The 15,588-nt window shown below is 73.0% G+C and carries 13 protein-coding genes; 6 read left to right on the top strand and 7 right to left on the bottom strand.

Translation table 11 applies throughout. The features are described 5' to 3' along the window. Positions 1-66 precede the first annotated feature (66 nt). The gene (locus ACIQGQ_RS14520) at positions 67-1,821 is read left to right on the top strand and encodes an NAD+ synthase (protein WP_352277668.1); all 1,755 of its coding nucleotides are present in this window, start codon (positions 67-69) and stop codon (positions 1,819-1,821) included. 59 nt (positions 1,822-1,880) lie between these two features. On the opposite strand, the gene ACIQGQ_RS14515 is transcribed toward ACIQGQ_RS14520, so the two are convergent. The 4 genes from ACIQGQ_RS14515 to ACIQGQ_RS14500 all read right to left on the bottom strand — a co-directional run bounded on the left by ACIQGQ_RS14515 (position 1,881) and on the right by ACIQGQ_RS14500 (position 6,158). Next, positions 1,881-2,375: a hypothetical protein gene (locus tag ACIQGQ_RS14515; RefSeq protein WP_402395088.1), complete on the bottom strand. Its 495-nt coding sequence runs from the start codon at positions 2,373-2,375 to the stop codon at positions 1,881-1,883. 218 nt (positions 2,376-2,593) lie between these two features. Next, positions 2,594-3,622, bottom strand: a complete 1,029-nt coding sequence (locus ACIQGQ_RS14510) for an endonuclease/exonuclease/phosphatase family protein (protein ID WP_402395085.1) — start codon at positions 3,620-3,622, stop codon at positions 2,594-2,596. Positions 3,623-3,823: 201 nt separating this feature from the next. Further along, on the bottom strand, positions 3,824-4,516 hold the full coding sequence (locus ACIQGQ_RS14505; protein WP_402395082.1) for a TetR/AcrR family transcriptional regulator: 693 nt from the start codon (positions 4,514-4,516) through the stop codon (positions 3,824-3,826). A 13-nt stretch (positions 4,517-4,529) separates the two neighbouring features. Next, positions 4,530-6,158: an MFS transporter gene (locus tag ACIQGQ_RS14500; RefSeq protein ID WP_402395079.1), complete on the bottom strand. Its 1,629-nt coding sequence runs from the start codon at positions 6,156-6,158 to the stop codon at positions 4,530-4,532. Between the two features lie 193 nt (positions 6,159-6,351). On the opposite strand from ACIQGQ_RS14500, the gene panB reads away from it, so the two are divergent. From panB to ACIQGQ_RS14485, 3 genes are all read left to right on the top strand, one after another. Further along, positions 6,352-7,239, top strand: coding sequence for a 3-methyl-2-oxobutanoate hydroxymethyltransferase (gene panB / locus ACIQGQ_RS14495; protein WP_402395076.1), 888 nt, complete (start codon positions 6,352-6,354; stop codon positions 7,237-7,239). A gap of 303 nt (positions 7,240-7,542) precedes the next feature. Then, complete coding sequence (locus tag ACIQGQ_RS14490; RefSeq protein ID WP_402395073.1) at positions 7,543-8,565, top strand: ATP-binding cassette domain-containing protein; 1,023 nt, start codon at positions 7,543-7,545, stop codon at positions 8,563-8,565. Beyond that, positions 8,562-9,416, top strand: a complete 855-nt coding sequence (locus ACIQGQ_RS14485; protein WP_402395071.1) for an ABC transporter permease — start codon at positions 8,562-8,564, stop codon at positions 9,414-9,416. The genes ACIQGQ_RS14490 and ACIQGQ_RS14485 overlap by 4 nt, the downstream gene beginning before the upstream one ends. Before the next feature lie 30 nt (positions 9,417-9,446). Here ACIQGQ_RS14485 and ACIQGQ_RS14480 read toward each other — a convergent pair whose 3' ends face one another. Beyond that, a complete protein-coding gene (locus tag ACIQGQ_RS14480; RefSeq protein ID WP_402395068.1) occupies positions 9,447-12,800 on the bottom strand; it encodes an AfsR/SARP family transcriptional regulator in 3,354 nt (1,117 codons plus the stop codon). Positions 12,801-13,005: 205 nt separating this feature from the next. Here ACIQGQ_RS14480 and ACIQGQ_RS14475 point away from each other — a divergent pair, with 205 nt between their 5' ends. Next, positions 13,006-13,812, top strand: a complete 807-nt coding sequence (locus tag ACIQGQ_RS14475) for a site-2 protease family protein (protein ID WP_402395065.1) — start codon at positions 13,006-13,008, stop codon at positions 13,810-13,812. 15 nt (positions 13,813-13,827) lie between these two features. Here ACIQGQ_RS14475 and ACIQGQ_RS14470 read toward each other — a convergent pair whose 3' ends face one another. Next, positions 13,828-14,001, bottom strand: coding sequence for a hypothetical protein (locus ACIQGQ_RS14470; RefSeq protein ID WP_352277680.1), 174 nt, complete (start codon positions 13,999-14,001; stop codon positions 13,828-13,830). 144 nt (positions 14,002-14,145) lie between these two features. Next, positions 14,146-14,856, bottom strand: a complete 711-nt coding sequence (npdG, locus tag ACIQGQ_RS14465; protein ID WP_366297916.1) for an NADPH-dependent F420 reductase — start codon at positions 14,854-14,856, stop codon at positions 14,146-14,148. 119 nt (positions 14,857-14,975) lie between these two features. On the opposite strand from npdG, the gene ACIQGQ_RS14460 reads away from it, so the two are divergent. Continuing rightward, entirely contained in the window at positions 14,976-15,581 is a 606-nt protein-coding gene (locus ACIQGQ_RS14460) for a hypothetical protein (protein WP_402395061.1), read from the top strand. The last annotated feature ends 7 nt before the right edge of the window (positions 15,582-15,588 follow it).

Raw genomic sequence — 15,588 nt, 5'->3', positions numbered from 1 at the left:
GGGCCGCGGCGACCGTTCCGCGGCCCGCGCGGACATTGCGTCAGTCAGACGATTACACTGGTGCCCGTGCCTCAACTACGTCTCGCACTGAATCAGATCGACTCGACCGTCGGCGATCTCGCCGGCAACACCGAGGCGATCGTCCACTGGACCCGGCACTCCGCCGAACAGGGCGCCCACCTGGTGGCGTTCCCTGAGATGGTGCTGACCGGCTACCCCGTCGAGGACCTGGCGCTGCGCCCGTCCTTCGTCGAGGCGTCCCGGCGGGCACTGCTCGCGCTCGCCGCCCGGCTCGACGCGGAGGGGTTCGGGGAGCTGCCGGTGGTGGTCGGCTACCTCGACCGCTCCGAGACGGCCCAGCCCCGCTACGGGCAGCCCGCCGGGGCCCCGCAGAACGCCGCCGCGGTGCTGCACCGCGGGCAGGTGGCGCTGAAGTTCGCCAAGCACCACCTGCCCAACTACGGGGTCTTCGACGAGTTCCGGTACTTCGTGCCGGGCGACTCGATGCCGGTGGTGCGGGTGCACGGCGTCGACGTGGCGCTCGCGATCTGCGAGGACCTCTGGCAGGACGGCGGCCGGGTGCCCGCCGCGCGGGCCGCAGGTGCCGGGCTGCTGCTGTCGATCAACGCCTCGCCGTACGAGCGGGACAAGGACGACACCCGGCTGGAGCTGGTCCGCAAGCGGGCCCAGGAGGCCGGCTGCACCACCGCGTACCTGGCGATGATCGGCGGCCAGGACGAGCTGGTCTTCGACGGCGACTCGATCGTCGTCGGCCGGGACGGCGAGGTCATCGCCCGCGCCCCGCAGTTCGCCGAGGGCAGTGTGGTGCTCGACCTGGATCTTCCGGCGGCCGCCGCCGAGGCGCCGTCCGGGGTGGTCCAGGACGGCCTGCGGATCGACCACGTGGTGCTCTCCGAGGAGCCCCTTCCGGCCTACCCGGCGGAGCTGACCGGCGGCTACGCCGAGCGGCTGGACGACGACGAGGAGCTGTACTCGGCGCTGGTCGTGGGCCTGCGGGCGTACGCCGCGAAGAACGGCTTCCGCAGTGTGCTGATCGGGCTCTCCGGCGGGATCGACTCGGCGCTCGTGGCGGCCATCGCCTGCGACGCGCTGGGCGCGCAGAACGTGTACGGCATCTCCATGCCGTCGAAGTACTCCTCGGACCACTCCAAGGGCGACGCGGCCGAGCTGGCCCGCCGCACCGGGCTGAACTTCCGCACCGTACCGATCGAGCCGATGTTCGACGCGTACATGGGCTCGCTGGGGCTCACCGGGCTCGCGGAGGAGAACCTCCAGTCCCGGCTGCGCGGCACGACGCTGATGGCCGTCTCCAACCAGGAGGGCCAGATCGTCCTCGCCCCGGGCAACAAGTCCGAGCTGGCGGTCGGCTACTCCACCCTCTACGGCGACTCGGTCGGCGCGTACGGCCCGATCAAGGACGTCTACAAGACGTCGATCTTCCGCCTCGCGAAGTGGCGCAACCGGGCCGCCGAGGAGCGTGGGCAGACCCCGCCGATCCCCGAGGCGTCCATCACCAAGCCGCCCAGCGCCGAGCTGCGCCCCGGCCAGGTCGACACGGACTCGCTGCCCGACTACGACGTACTGGACCGCATCCTGGAGCTGTACGTCGACCGGGACCAGGGCCTCGCCGAGATCGTCGCGGCCGGTTTCGACCCGGAACTGGTGGCGAAGACGCTGCGGATGGTGGACACCGCGGAGTACAAGCGCCGCCAGTACCCGCCGGGCACGAAGATCTCCCCCAAGGGCTTCGGCAAGGACCGCCGCCTCCCGATCACCAACCGCTGGCGCGAGTCGGCCTGAGCGGCCCCGGCTCCAACGGCCGTCCGCCCCTGACACCGGTCAGGGGCGGACGGCCGTTCTCATGGCCCCTGCTTCTCCAGAACGGACTGGCCCCCGTCGTCCACCCACGCCCACATGACGGTGTCCCCGTCCAGGGCGGCCACGTAAAGGGTCAGAACTCCGCCGCCGGTGAACCTCAGGTCCACTTTGGGCCCGGCGCCGTAGTCCCCGAAGGTCCACGAGCCGGAGCCTTCCACCGTCTCCTCGGCGACGACCTTTATCCCGGCGCCTTTCGTGTAGGAGGAGTTCAGGCTTTCCGCGGAGAACTTCCCGTCCGCACCCAGGACGAGAGAGGATCCGCTCCGACTCGTCCAGCGACCGGACAGATCACCTTCGACCACATGCTTCGCCTTCCCCAGCCTGCTCTGGCTTCCGCACCCCACGACGGAGACGGAAAACAGCAGGCCGAGCAGCCACACGGACAGAACACGCCGCCCGAAAAAGGATCTCCTCCTGCTTCTGCGCACGGACACCCTCCCCCTCTCGATGACCCGCGCGTAAAGACCTCGCGCCACGTCACCACCTGGTCCACCGGACGCGTGAGTCAACGACCGGCCGACTCCCGGTGTCAACAGCGGAAGGCCACGACCAGGCCTGCCGGGGTCCCGCGCTTGGGCGGCTTCCGGCATCGGTCGAGTGCCACCGCACAGCGAGACGCCCCGACCAGACCGGGCCGTCACCCGCCTCCGAGGACAAAGTCTGTCCCCGGGGGCGGCCCGCTCGGGTCGAGGGGTCAGAGCTTCACGCGGGCCGCGATCGGGAGGTGGTCGCTCTCGGTCCGCTCCAGCGTCCAGGACGACACCGGTTCGACGTCCCGTACGAGGATCTGGTCGATCCGGGCCATCGGGAACGAGGCCGGCCAGCTGAAGCCGAAGCCGTTGCCCGCGGCGCCCTGGGTGGAGCGCAGTTGGGAGGTGACCGCCGTCAGGGCGCGGTCGTTCATCGTGCCGTTGAGGTCGCCGAGGACGATCACGCGGTCGAGGCGTTCGTCGGCGATGGCCTCGCCCAGGGCGTCCGCGCTGTCGTCGCGCTGGTTGGCGGTGAACCCGGCGTGCAGCTTGACGCGGACGGACGGCAGGTGGGCCACGTAGACGGCGACCTCGCCCTTCGGGGTGGTGACCGTGGAGCGCATCGCCCGGGTCCAGCCCATCTTGATGTCGACCGGCCGGGTGGCGTGCAGCGGGTACTTGCTCCAGAGGCCGACGGTGCCCTGGACCGAGTGGTGCGGGTAGCTGTCGGCGAGGGCCTTCTCGTACGCGGCCACCTTGCCGGTGGGCAGCTCCTCCAGGGCGATGACGTCGGCCCCGGAGGCCGCGACCTTGCGGGCGGTGTCCGCGGGGTCGGGGTTGTCGGCGTTGACGTTGTGGGTGGCGACGGTGAGGTCGCCGCCGGTGCCGGTCTTGTCGGTGAGCAGCCCGCCGAAGGCGTTGAGCCAGACCACGGCCGGGAGCAGCAGGGCGACCAGGGCGGTGGCCGAGCGGCGCACCAGGGCCAGGACCAGCAGCAGCGGCACGAGGAGCCCGAACCACGGCAGGAAGGTCTCGGAGAGGCTGCCCAGGTTGCCGATGGTGTTGGGGATCTTGGAGTGGAAGGCCAGTACCAGGGTGAGGAGGACGGAGCAGCAGGCGAGCACGATGCCGCGCCGCCAGATGCCGGGGTCGCCGGCCAGTCTCGCGCGCAGGCCCCTCGGCCCGGAGCCCGGTCCGGCGGGCTCCGGATCCGTGCGGTCGTTCCCGGTGTCCGCTCCGTACGCCTGCACCATCGCTGTCCTCACTGCTGCCTTGCCGTGCGTGTCGCCGCGCCCTCGACCCTAGGCGATGGGCGGCGTGTTTCCGGTCGTCCGCGACGGCCGTACTGCCACCAGGACGAACGGTGGGGGCCGGTGGGTTCCTGCCGGGGCGGGTCCGGCGGGGGCTGTGACAGAACAAGGACATCCGGGCCATTCCGCTCCGGCCCGGGCGCGTCAGCGGAGGTCGGCCGGGTGCGGGGCGGGCCCTTCGGCCGGGCGCGGCGCCAGTCCTTCCACCAGGGTCCGGACGATCCGGTCGGCGAGGTCGTCGGGCAGCGGCGCGTCGGGGCGGTGGACGGTGCGTACGAGCATGGGGCCGAGGAACAGGTCGCCCATCAGCTCCACGTCCAGGTCGGCGCGGAGTTCGCCCGCCTCGACCGCGCGCCGGACGGCGGCCGTCATGGCGGCGCGGCGGGGGCCGATGACGTTGCGGTGGTACTCGTCCCAGAGTCTGGGGTGGCTCTTCATCTGCGCGAACACGTTGTGCAGCAGGGCCGAGGAGCGGTGGGCCAGGCCGCGCCCGCGGATCGACTCCAGGAGCAGGCGCAGGTCGGCGAGGCCCGCGGTGCCGGAGACGGCGGGCTCCGGCGGCTCGATGTCGCGCAGGACGTCGACGAAGAGCTCCTCCTTGCCGCTCCACCGCCGGTAGATCGTCGCCTTGCCGACCCCGGCGGTGCGGGCTATCCGTTCGATGGACAGGCCGCCCAGCGGCTCGCCCGCCTCCAGCAGCGCGGCAACGGCGTCCAGGATGGCCCGCTCGGCGGCCGCGCTGCGGGGGCGGCCGCGGCGCGGTTCCGGTTCCGCCTCCGCCGTCGTACCGGCCCGCGAGGAGTGGTCCCGGTCCTGTGTACCCGCCCGTTCCCGCACGTCGTTCCGCCTCTCACCGCACCGCCCGGCCGCCGGGCCGATTGTCGCCGACGGGGTCCGCGGCCCCGTCCACCGCCCCCGGTCCGGGCGGCGCCGCCCGCTTCCCGGGCAGGAACAGCAGGACGACCAGGGCGCCCAGCAGGGCCACGGTGGCCGATCCCGCGGCGGTGACGTGCATGGCCTTCAGGAACGCGTCGTCGGCGGAGGCGGCCAGGGAGTCGCCCGCCGGGCCCATCCGGTCCGCGATGCCGAGGGTCGCCTCGATCGACTCCCCCGCCGCGTCCCGGGCACCGGCCGGGACCGCCCCGAGGTGGCCCTCGATGCCGTGCCGGTAGACGGTGGAGAGCACCGAGCCGAGCACGGCGACGCCGAGCGCCCCGCCGACCTGCCGGAAGGTGTTGTTGATCGCCGAGCCGGAGCCGGCCTTCTCCCGGGGCAGCGACTGCATCACCGAGACGGTGACCGGGGTCATCACATGGGCCATGCCGGTGCCCTGGACGAAGAAGAGCAGGCACAGCACCCAGACCGGTGTGGTGGCGTCGAACAGGGTGAACGACGACAGCCCGACGGCGACCAGCAGCATGCCCCCGGTGCAGGTGGCGCGGGCGCCGAAGCGGTCCACGAGCAGCCGGGCCCGGGGCGCGAAGATCATCTGGGAGGCGGCCAGCGGCAGCAGCATCACCCCGGACTGCAGCGCGCTCCAGCCGCGCACGCTCTGCATGTAGAACGCGGAGAAGAAGGTCACCCCCATCAGCGCGAAGAAGATCAGCGCGATGGCGGCGACGGCCGCGGCGAAGGACGGGTCCTTGAAGTACCCGATGTCGATGGCGGGGTGGCTGCTGCGCTTCTCGTGCCAGACGAATCCGGCGAGCACGAGCAGACCGCCGATGCTCGACGCCAGCACCACCGGGTCGGTGAAGTCGGCGAGCTGGCCGCCGCGGATGATGCCGTACACCAGCAGCACCAGGCCGACGATGGAGAGCAGCACGCCCAGGGGGTCGATCCGGCCCGGGTTCGGGTCCTTGGAGTCGGGCACCAGCAGGGCCATCGCGGTCAGGGCCACGATCACCACCGGCACGTTGACCAGGAAGATCGAGCCCCACCAGAAGTGTTCGAGCAGCAGCCCGCCGGTGATCGGGCCGATCGCGATGGCGACGCCGACGCTGCCCGCCCATATCCCGATGGCCCGGGGCTGCTCCTCGCGCTCGAAGACGTTCATCAGGACGGCGAGGGTGGCCGGCATCACGAACGCGGCGCCGAAGCCCATCAGGGCGCGCCAGGTGATCAGCTGGGCGGGCGAGCCGGACATGGCGGCCAGCGCGGAGCCGGCGCCGAAGAGCAGGATGCCGAAGAGCAGCACCTTCTTGCGGCCGATGCGGTCGCCGAGCAGGCCCGCGGTGAACAGGAGGCCGGCGAAGACCAGCGTGTAGGCGTTGATCGCCCACTCCAGCTGGCTCTGGGTGGCGCCGAGGCCGGTGGGCGCGGGGCTGGCGATGGTCTTGACCGCGACGTTCAGGATCGAGTTGTCCAGCACGACGATGAGCAGGCTGAACATCAGGACGACGAGGATCGCCCAGCGGCGGCGGTGGATCGCCTCCGGAACGCGGGGCGCGGCGGCGCGGGCACCTGACGGCATCGACATGGCAGGAGCGTAGCCGATTTCCGATACGAGACCGTCTCGTATTGGAAAGTCTTGACCCGGTGCCCGGGGCGGCCGGACACCGGGTCACCGCCGTACGGACACCCACTTCACGGGAACCGGCACGGGATGCCACCATGGAACCGGTCCGGGGACGCCGTCAGGGCGCCTCGAGATGACGAAGGAGCCGTTCGCCATGTCGCTTCAGGCTGCGCGAAACCAGTCCGTACCCACCCCCGCGGGGGCCTCCGCCGACAGCAGCAAGGCGCTGTACGGAGGAAAGAGCACCCGCCGTATCACCGTCCACGACATCACCGCCGCCACCGCGCGCGGCGAGAAGTGGCCGATGCTCACCGCCTACGACGCGATGACCGCGTCCGTCTTCGACGAGGCCGGCATTCCGGTCATGCTCGTCGGCGACTCCATGGGCAACTGCCATCTCGGTTACGAGACCACCGTGCCGGTCACGATGGACGAGATCGCGATCCTCTCGGCCGCCGTCGTCCGGGGCACCCGGCGTGCCCTGATCGTCGCCGACCTGCCCTTCGGCTCGTACCAGGAGGGCCCCGTCCAGGCCCTGCGCAACGCCACCCGGCTGATCAAGGACTCCGGGGTCGGCGCGGTCAAGCTGGAGGGCGGCGAGCGGAGCCACGAGCAGATCCGGCTGCTGGTCGAGGCGGGCATCCCGGTGATGGCCCACATCGGCCTGACCCCGCAGTCCGTCAACGCGATGGGCTACCGGGTGCAGGGCCGCGGCGAGGAGGCCGCCCAGCAGCTGCTGCGGGACGCTAAGGCGGTGCAGGACGCCGGGGCGTTCGCCGTCGTGCTGGAGCTCGTACCGGCCGAGCTGGCCGCCGAGGTCACCCGCACCCTGCACATCCCGACCGTCGGCATCGGCGCCGGTCCGGACACCGACGCGCAGGTGCTGGTCTACACCGACATGGTCGGGCTGACCGGCGGCAAGGTGCCGCGCTTCACCAAGCAGTACGCGAACCTGCGCCAGGTGCTGGGCGACGCGGCGAAGGAGTTCGCCGAGGAGGTCGTGGGCGGCGCGTTCCCGGCCGCGGAGCACACCTTCCACTAGGGGGTGGTCTGATAAATGAGTGCGGGTGAAGGAGCGGGGTCCGGTGCGTGCGGTCGCAAGGCGCCGGGGCGTCCGCGTGGCGGAGCCACGTGGGCGGTTCGGCAACGCCGCGAGCGTGCGTGCCGGACCCCGCGACGCCGCAGGCATTTGTCAGACACCCCCTAGGAGGCGGGTCCGGTTCCGCCGGGACGTGCGCCCGGCGGAACCAGCAGACCACTGCCCGCACCACCGACAGCCCGCCGACATCCCCCATCGGCGGGCTGTCGGCCCGCTGTCGGCGGCTTGTCGGCGGCGGCTGGTCCCATGGTGGGCATGACGCGAATCGACAAGAACCCCAGGAGCGGCGCGAACGCCGTGGAGGTCCGGGGTCTGGTCAAGCACTACGGCTCGACCAAGGCTCTGGACGGTGTGGACCTCGACGTCCGGGAAGGCACCGTGCTCGGTGTCCTCGGCCCCAACGGAGCCGGCAAGACCACGCTCGTACGCTGCCTGTCCACGCTGATCGTCCCGGACGCCGGGCACGCCGTGGTGGCGGGCTACGACGTGGTGAAGCAGCCCCGGCAGCTGCGCCGGACGATCGGGCTGACCGGGCAGTACGCCTCGGTCGACGAGAAGCTCTCCGGCTGGGAGAACCTCTACATGATCGGGCGGCTGCTCGATCTGTCCCGCAAGGACGCGCGGGCCAGGGCGGACGAGCTGCTGGAGCGCTTCTCGCTCACCGACGCGGCGAAGAAGGCCGCCATGGACTACTCCGGCGGCATGCGGCGCCGGCTCGACCTGGCCGCCTCGATGATCGGCAACCCGGCCGTCCTCTACCTGGACGAGCCGACGACCGGCCTGGACCCCCGGACCCGCAACGAGGTCTGGGACGAGGTGCAGCGGATGGTCGCGGAGGGCGCGACCGTGCTGCTGACCACGCAGTACATGGAGGAGGCCGAGCAGCTCGCCAACGAGCTGACGGTCATCGACAAGGGCCGCATCATCGCCCGGGGCGGCGTCGACGAGCTGAAGGCGAAGGTCGGCGGCCGCACCCTCCAGATCCGCCCCTCGGACCCGGCGCAGCTGCCCGCGATGGCGCAGGCGATCCGGGAGGCCTCGCTCGACGGGGTGGCGGGCGCGCAGGCGGTCCCGGACGAGGGGCTGCTGTACGTGCCGATCCTCAGCGACGAGCAGCTGACCGCCGTCATCGGGCTGCTCGGCACCCGGGGCTTCCCGCTGGCGCACGTCGCCACCGCGCTGCCCAGCCTGGACGAGGTGTTCCTGGCCATCACCGGCGAGAAGTCCTCTTCCGCCGCCGAGACGATCCCCGAGGAGGTCGCGGCATGAGCACGGCGACTCTGACCCCCGCACCCGCGTCCACCGGTTCCGCCCGGCCCAGGGAGGTCCGGGACGAGGGCCGGATCGGGCTGCGGAGCAATCTGCGCCACATCGGGGCGCTGGTGCGACGCAATCTGCTCCAGATCAAGAAGGATCCGGAGTCGATGTTCGACGCGCTGCTGATGCCCGTCATCTTCACGCTGCTGTTCGTGTACGTCTTCGGCGGCTCGGTCGGCAGCAGCATGGGCGGTGGCCGGCAGGAGTACCTGAACTACCTGATCCCCGGTCTGATGGCGATGATGGGCATGAACATCGCCATGGCGGTCGGCACCGGGGTCAACGACGACTTCCGCAAGGGCGTCATGGACCGGTTCCGGACGATGCCGATAGCCCGTTCCTCGGTGCTCATCGCGAAGATCGTGGTGGAGCTGGGCCGGATGATGGTGGCCACGCTGATCCTGCTGGCCATGGGCTTCGCCCTCGGCATGAAGCTCCAGGAGTCGGTGCTCGGGCTGATCGGGGCGATCGCGCTGTCGGCCGCGTTCGGCGCCGCCATCATGTGGATCTTCATCCTGCTCGGGCTGACGATGAAGACGTCGCAGGCCGTCCAGGGGATGGGGATGCTGGTGCTGATGCCGCTCCAGTTCGGTTCCTCGATCTTCGCCCCGACGCAGACGATGCCGGGCTGGCTGCGGGCGTTCACCGAGTACAACCCGCTGTCCAACCTGGCCGACGCGGCGCGCGGGCTGATGATGGGCGGCCCGGTCGCCCACTCGGTCCTGGTGACGCTCGGCTGGACCGTGGTGCTCACCGCGGTGATCGCGCCGCTGGCGGTCTCCAAGTTCCGCAAGAAGTCCTGACGTACGGGTGACGGGTCCGGCCCGCGCGGCTCAGAGCCTGTCGGGTGGCCTTCGATCGATGGGCTCTCGGGCCCGGTACGGCTCCAGCAGGGCGGTGGCCTCCTCCAGGGAGAGGCCGCCGCCCTCGGCGTACGCGCGCGCGTAGGCGTCCGGGCCCAGCACGGCGAGGGCCTGCTCCTCGGCCAGGTTCCGGTCCTGGCGCTCCATCGCCGTCGGCACATGGCCCCGGGGCAGCAACTGCTCACCGGCGCCCAGCAGCCGGGCCGCCGCGTCCGCCCGGACCTCGCCGCCGAGGCCGGCCAGCGAACGGGCGACGGTCACCAGATGGATGACGGTCATCTGAGGGGCCATCAGCTGGGACAGCTGGTCCGTCGACCGGTCCAGCGAGGTCAGGGCGCGGGGCAGGGCGTCTTCGTACCGGCCGTCCTGGTTGTCCAGCCAGGCCGAGACGCCGATCACGAGCCCCTCGAAGAGGGCCATGGTCTCGGTGTGGAACTCCCGGCTGAGCAGGGCCAGTTGCTCGCGCGCCTCGTCGGTGCGCCCCTCGCGGCCCAGCCACATGGCCAGGTGGAGCCGGGCGAAGGACATCGCCTCGTGGCCCTCTTCGAGGACCTCGCGCAGGATCGCCTCGCCCTCGGCGCCGCGGCCCATCTCGGTGGCCACGGCGGCGTACCGGGTGCGCAGGACGGCCACCTGGGTCTGGGCTCCGAGCCGCCGCGCGTAGTCGACGGCCGCCGTGTAGTCCGCGGCCGCGCCGGCGTAGTCACCGTGCCGCTCGTTGGCCTCGCCGCGCGCCGAGAGCGCCTCGGCCGCGCCCCAGTCGTCGCCGAGCCGGCTGAAGATCTCCAGGCTCTCGTCGGCGTCGCCCCGGGCCTCGCCGGACCACTCGGGCCGGTTGGCCAGCACGTTGGCCCGCATCTGGAGGGCCGCGCCAAGCTCCCACTCGTAGCCGTACGAACGGCAGGCATCGACCCAGGCGTCCAGCAGTTCGCGCAGCTTGCCGGTCTCGCCGACGAGCATGACCGCGAAGAACCAGAGCGAGGCCGGGCCCCGGCAGGTCTGCGGCTGGCCGGGCCGGTAGGTGTCCGCGATGATCCGCAGTCGGGCCATGCCCTTCTCGTCGGTCCACCGCTCCATGGCGTGGTCCATGCTGACCAGCCGGAGCATGGCGTTCTGGCGCCGGGCCTCCTGGAGCAGTTCGGTCCGCATCGGCGGCGGGGCGTCGATGCAGCGTTCGGCGAGGTCGGGGGCGGTCTCGGCGGGGCCGGCGAAGGGGTCGGGGCCCAGTGCGGCGACCGCGTCGGCCCACTGGAGGGCCTCGGCGCGCAGATCGCGCATCTGCCAGTACCAGCAGAGCGAGAGCACCATGCTGAGCGCCTCCTGCTCGTCGCCGGTGGCGACGGCGTGGCGCAGCGCGGTGCGGATGTTCTCGTACTCGCGCTGGAGGAGCGCGATCGCGTCCCGCTGGCGGGGGCCGCGCAGTTCGGGGTCGGTGGTACGGGCCAGCTCGCGGTAGAAGACCTGGTGGCGGCGGACCACGGGGGCCCGTTCGGCGGCCTCGTCGAGCCGTTCGGCGGCGTACTCGCCGACGGTCTCCAGCAGCCGGTAGCGCATCTCGCCGTCCTCGGCGGGGGCGGCGACGACCAGCGACTTGTCGACGAGCGAGCCGAGCAGCGCGGCGATCTCCGGCTCCTGGGCCGGGCCGTCCGCGCAGACCGCCTCGGCGGCGGTGAGGGTGCAGCCGCCCGCGAAGACGGAGAGGCGGCGCAGGACGGCGCGTTCGGGCCCGTCCAGGAGGTCCCAGGACCAGTCGACGACGGCGCGCAGGGTCTGCTGGCGGGGCAGGACCGTGCGGGCCCCGCTGGTGAGGAGGCGGAAGCGGTCGTCGAGTCGGTCGGCGATCTGGCGCGGGGTGAGCATCCGCAGCCGGGCGGCGGCGAGTTCGATGGCGAGCGGCATTCCGTCGAGGCGTCGGCAGATCTCCGCGGCGGCGGCCCCGGTCTCCGCGTCGGCGTCGGTGCGGAAGCCGGGCCGGGCGGCGGCGCCGCGTTCGGCGAGGAGGCGGAGCGCCATCGGGTCGGGCAGCGATTCGACGGGGCGGACGAACTCGCCGGGTACGCCGAGGGGTTCGCGGCTGGTGGCGAGGACGGTGAGGTGCGGGCAGTGGGCGAGGAGGTGGTCGGCGAGGGCGGCGGCGGCCCCGATGAGGTGCTCGCAGTTGTCCAGGAGCAGCAGCATGCGGCGCCGGGAGCAGTGCTCGGTGAGCCGGGCCAGGGCGTCGCCCGCACCGCCCTCGACGGCCCGGAACTCCCCGGCACCGGCGCCGCGCAGCACCGTCTCGCGGGCGCCGAGCGCGGTCAGCACGGCCTCCGGGACGGCCTCGGGGTCGTCGACGGGGGCGAGTTCGGCCAGCCAGACGCCGTCGGGCCAGGAGGCGGCGGCGGATTCGGCGGCCTCCTGGGAGAGCCGGGTCTTGCCCGCGCCGCCGGGGCCCAGGAGGGTGACCAGCCGGGCGTGCGCCAGGTCCTCGCGCAGGGCCTCGATCTCCTCCTGGCGCCCGACGAAGCTGGTGAGCCGGGCCCGGAGGTTGCCCTGCGGCGCGGCGGCCGGGGCGGGCGCGGGGGCCGGGGCGGCGGGGGCGGTGGTCCGGGCGGGTGGTGCGGGGTCCTGGTGGAGCAGTTCGGTGTGCAGGGCGCGCAGCTCGGGGCCGGGGTCGGTGCCGAGGCGGTCGGCGAGCCCCGTGCGTACCTCGTCGTAGGCGGCCAGGGCCTGGGCGGTGCGGCCCGCGTCGCGCAGGGCCCGCAGCCGCAGCGCCTGGAGGGGTTCGTCGATCGGGTGCTCGGCGCAGAGGGCGACCAGCTCGGGCAGGGCGTCGTCGGCGCGGCCGAGCGCGAGGAGGGCGCGCAGCCGGGTGCGGCGGGCGTCCAGCCGACGGGCCTCCCAGCGGGCGGCGGGGCCGGTGCGGTCGGGCAGATCGGCCAGGACCGGGCCGGTCCACAGGGCGAGCGCCTGGTCGAGGAGGGCCGCCGCCTCCGCCGCGTCGCCCCGTTCCAGGGCCCGCGCGCCCTCTCCGGCGAGCCGCTCGAAGCGGTGCAGGTCGACCGCGTCCGGCTCGGCGGCCAGCCGGTAGCCGCCGGCCCCGGAGGCGACCGCGTCATGCCCGGCGGCGCGCCGGAGCCGGCCGACGAGCGCCTGGAGCGCGCCCACCGCGTCGGCGGGCGGTTCGCCGTCCCACACCTCGTCGACGAGGACGGTGGCGGGGACCGTGCGGCCGGGGCGCAGCGCGAGGACGGTGAGCAGGGCACGCAGCCGGGCTCCGCCGAGGGGGACGGCCGTGCCGTCGTCGTGGAGTGCCCGGGTCGTTCCGAGGATGCAGTAGCGCACCGGCCTATTCTCCGCGACCGGAACCGATACGGGCACACACGTCCGATCGTTCCCCTGTCCGATACTCCGCGTGCGGTGCTCCGGCTGGGTTCGTCATGCCCCCACCCTTTCCGGATCCACCGCCCGGACGCGAGACGTTCATGGCGTGTCGGCGGTACGGTCGCCGTCCGGTCCCCCGCTCCCGCCCCTCCCCCTGGAGTCGCCGATGCCCCCCGCAGCAGCCCGCAGCGACCGGCGGATCAGCCCGGTCTTCCTCGGGATCGCCGCCGTGACGGCGGTGGCCGGCTGGGCGGTGTGGGCCGGTGCCGGATATCCGTACGGCCTCGCGGCCTTCGTCTTCGTCACGGGCGCCTGGGTCGTCTCGCTCTGCCTGCACGAGTACGCGCACGCCCGGACGGCCCTGCACAGCGGGGACGTCTCGGTCGCCGCCAAGGGCTATCTCACCCTCAATCCGCTCGCCTACACGCATGCCCTGCTCAGCATCGTGCTGCCGGTGCTGTTCGTGATCCTGGGCGGTATCGGCCTGCCCGGCGGCGCCGTCTTCATCGAGCGGGGCCGGATCCACGGGCGGTGGAGGCACAGCCTGGTCTCGGTGGCGGGGCCGCTGACCAACGTGCTGTTCGCGGTGGTGTGCACGGCGCCGTTCTGGCTGGACGCGCTGAGCGGCGTGCCCGCCGAGTTCCGGTACGCGCTGGCCTTCCTGGCCCTGCTCCAGGTCACCGCCGCGATCCTGAACCTGCTGCCGGTGCCCGGCCTGGACGGCTACGGGGTGATCGAGCCCTGGCTGCCGCACGGGGTGCGGCGCGCGGTGGCGCCGTACGCGCCGTACGGGCTGCTCGTGGTCTTCGCCGTGCTGTGGATCCCGGGGATCAACCAGGCGTTCTTCGACGGGATCCGGGGGCTGCTGGAGTCGCTCGGCGTGCACGGGCTGGACACGGAGTGCGGCCGGGCCGCCTACCGCTTCTGGGAGCACTGGGACGCCGAGTACCCGGTCTGCCGCGCCGGGCGGTGACCGGCGGCGGGCGCCTCACCCGGTGGTGCGCGCCCGCTCCTTGCGCAGGTAGAACCACGCCATGTTCGAGGAGAGCCCGGCCAGCAGCACCCAGACGATGCCGAGCAGGCTGCCCTGGACGAACGAGATCACGGCCGCGACGACCGCCAGGACGCAGACGGCGATGGCGTAGAGAGCGAGTCGGGGCATGGGGGCGGCTCCTGTCGGGGGTGGTGCTCGGTCCCGTCCAGTGTCCCCCATGCCCCTTTCCGTCCGCCGGAGGGTGGGCCCCGGAGCGGGTCCGGGGGTGTGCGGGCCCGGGGCGTACCGGCCCCGGGGGCGTGCGGGACCGGCTCAGACGTCGGTGGTCCGCAGACCGGCGTGCGCCTTGTAGCGCCGGTTGACCGAGATCAGGTTGGCGACCAGCGACTCGACCTGGTGGGCGTTGCGCAGCCGTCCGGCGAAGACGCCCCGCATGCCGGGGATCCGGCCGGCCAGCGCCTGGACGGTGTCGGTGTCGGCGCGGGCCTCGCCCAGGACCAGCACGTCGGTGTCGATCTCCTCGATCGACTCGTCCTGGAGCAGCACCGCGGAGAGGTGGTGGAAGGCGGCGGTGACCCGGGAGTCGGGCAGCAGGGCGGCGGCCTGCTCGGCGGCGCTGCCCTCCTCGGGCTTGAGCGCGTAGGCGCCCTTCTTGTCGAAACCGAGCGGGTTGACGCAGTCGACGACGAGCTTGCCCGCCAGCTCCTCGCGCAGCGACTCCAGAGTCTTGGCGTGGCCGTCCCACGGCACGGCGACGATCACGATGTCGCTGCGGCGGGCGCACTCGGCGTTGTCCGCGCCCTCGACGCCGTGGCCGATCTCCTCGGCGGCGGTCCGCGCGCGGTCGGCGGCCCGGGAGCCGACGACCACCCGCTGTCCGGCGCGGGCGAACCGGTAGGCGAGGCCGCGCCCCTGGGGGCCGGTGCCGCCGAGCACGCCGACGGTCAGCCCGGAGACGTCGGGAAGGTCCCAGGGGTCCTTGGCGGGCGGCTTGGCCGCCTGGTCATTGCTCTTCGTAGTCATGGCTCCGACATTACTGCTTGTCACGTGAACGGACCCGCTGTCACCCGGAGGTCCCCTTTCGAGTGATCCCACGGCGTTCCACGGCACGGAGCCCGGTCGCCGGAGGACGATGCCGGGCCATGGATGCCGTACGCGTCGCCCTGCTCCGTGAAGTGCTCGCCGGGACCGAGTGGCCCACCGCCACCCGGCGGTTCGCCGGGGCCCTGCGCTCCTCGGTCGTCCCGCACGGAGGCGGTCTGCTGCTGGTGGGGACGGAGGCGTACGAGCCGTGGCACCTGGCGGCCCATCTGACCGACGAGTCCACCTGGTCGGGGCTGCCCGAGCTGGCCCCGACCCTGGTGCGCCACCGGGTGGAGCCGGGCGGCCCGGCGCATCTGGCGGTCGGTCCGGGCCGGATCGAGACGGCCGGGCGGGGCGAGACGCTGCTGCTGGTGGCCCCCGGGCAGGCCGGTGCCGGGCTGCTGGAGCGGGTGCACGGCGCGCGGCGCGCCGGGGCCACGGTGCTCACGCTGAACGGCGGCGACCCGGAGGTGCTCGGCCTGGCCCATGAGGCGCTCACGGTGACCGACGCCGACGGCATCGACCTGGACACCGTTCAGCACCTGGTGAGCGCGGCGGCCGGGGAGAACGGCGCCCCCGCCCCGCGCGGCCGCCGCGGCGGCTTCCGGGACCGGCTGTCCCGCCTCGCCGACCAGCTGACCGCCCCGCCGCCCGCCCGCTGGTGACGCAGGT

It is taken from the genome of Streptomyces sp. NPDC092952 (assembly GCF_044754785.1).
GTDB lineage: Bacteria > Actinomycetota > Actinomycetes > Streptomycetales > Streptomycetaceae > Streptomyces.
Note: the sequence above shows the minus strand (reverse complement) of the source record. Positions and strands in the feature narration are given on the sequence as shown.

What these genes read in the sequence shown, in the direction of transcription:
- ACIQGQ_RS14510 (WP_402395085.1), bottom strand. Translation starts at nt 3,622, where the DNA reads ATGGTGCAGGCGTACGGAGCGGACACCGGGAACGACCGCACGGATCCG.
- ACIQGQ_RS14500 (WP_402395079.1), bottom strand. Translation starts at nt 6,158, where the DNA reads ATGTCGATGCCGTCAGGTGCCCGCGCCGCCGCGCCCCGCGTTCCGGAG.
- panB (WP_402395076.1), top strand. Translation starts at nt 6,352, where the DNA reads ATGTCGCTTCAGGCTGCGCGAAACCAGTCCGTACCCACCCCCGCGGGG.
- ACIQGQ_RS14490 (WP_402395073.1), top strand. Translation starts at nt 7,543, where the DNA reads ATGGTGGGCATGACGCGAATCGACAAGAACCCCAGGAGCGGCGCGAAC.
- ACIQGQ_RS14485 (WP_402395071.1), top strand. Translation starts at nt 8,562, where the DNA reads ATGAGCACGGCGACTCTGACCCCCGCACCCGCGTCCACCGGTTCCGCC.
- ACIQGQ_RS14475 (WP_402395065.1), top strand. Translation starts at nt 13,006, where the DNA reads ATGCCCCCCGCAGCAGCCCGCAGCGACCGGCGGATCAGCCCGGTCTTC.
- ACIQGQ_RS14470 (WP_352277680.1), bottom strand. Translation starts at nt 14,001, where the DNA reads ATGCCCCGACTCGCTCTCTACGCCATCGCCGTCTGCGTCCTGGCGGTC.
- npdG (WP_366297916.1), bottom strand. Translation starts at nt 14,856, where the DNA reads ATGACTACGAAGAGCAATGACCAGGCGGCCAAGCCGCCCGCCAAGGAC.
- ACIQGQ_RS14460 (WP_402395061.1), top strand. Translation starts at nt 14,976, where the DNA reads ATGGATGCCGTACGCGTCGCCCTGCTCCGTGAAGTGCTCGCCGGGACC.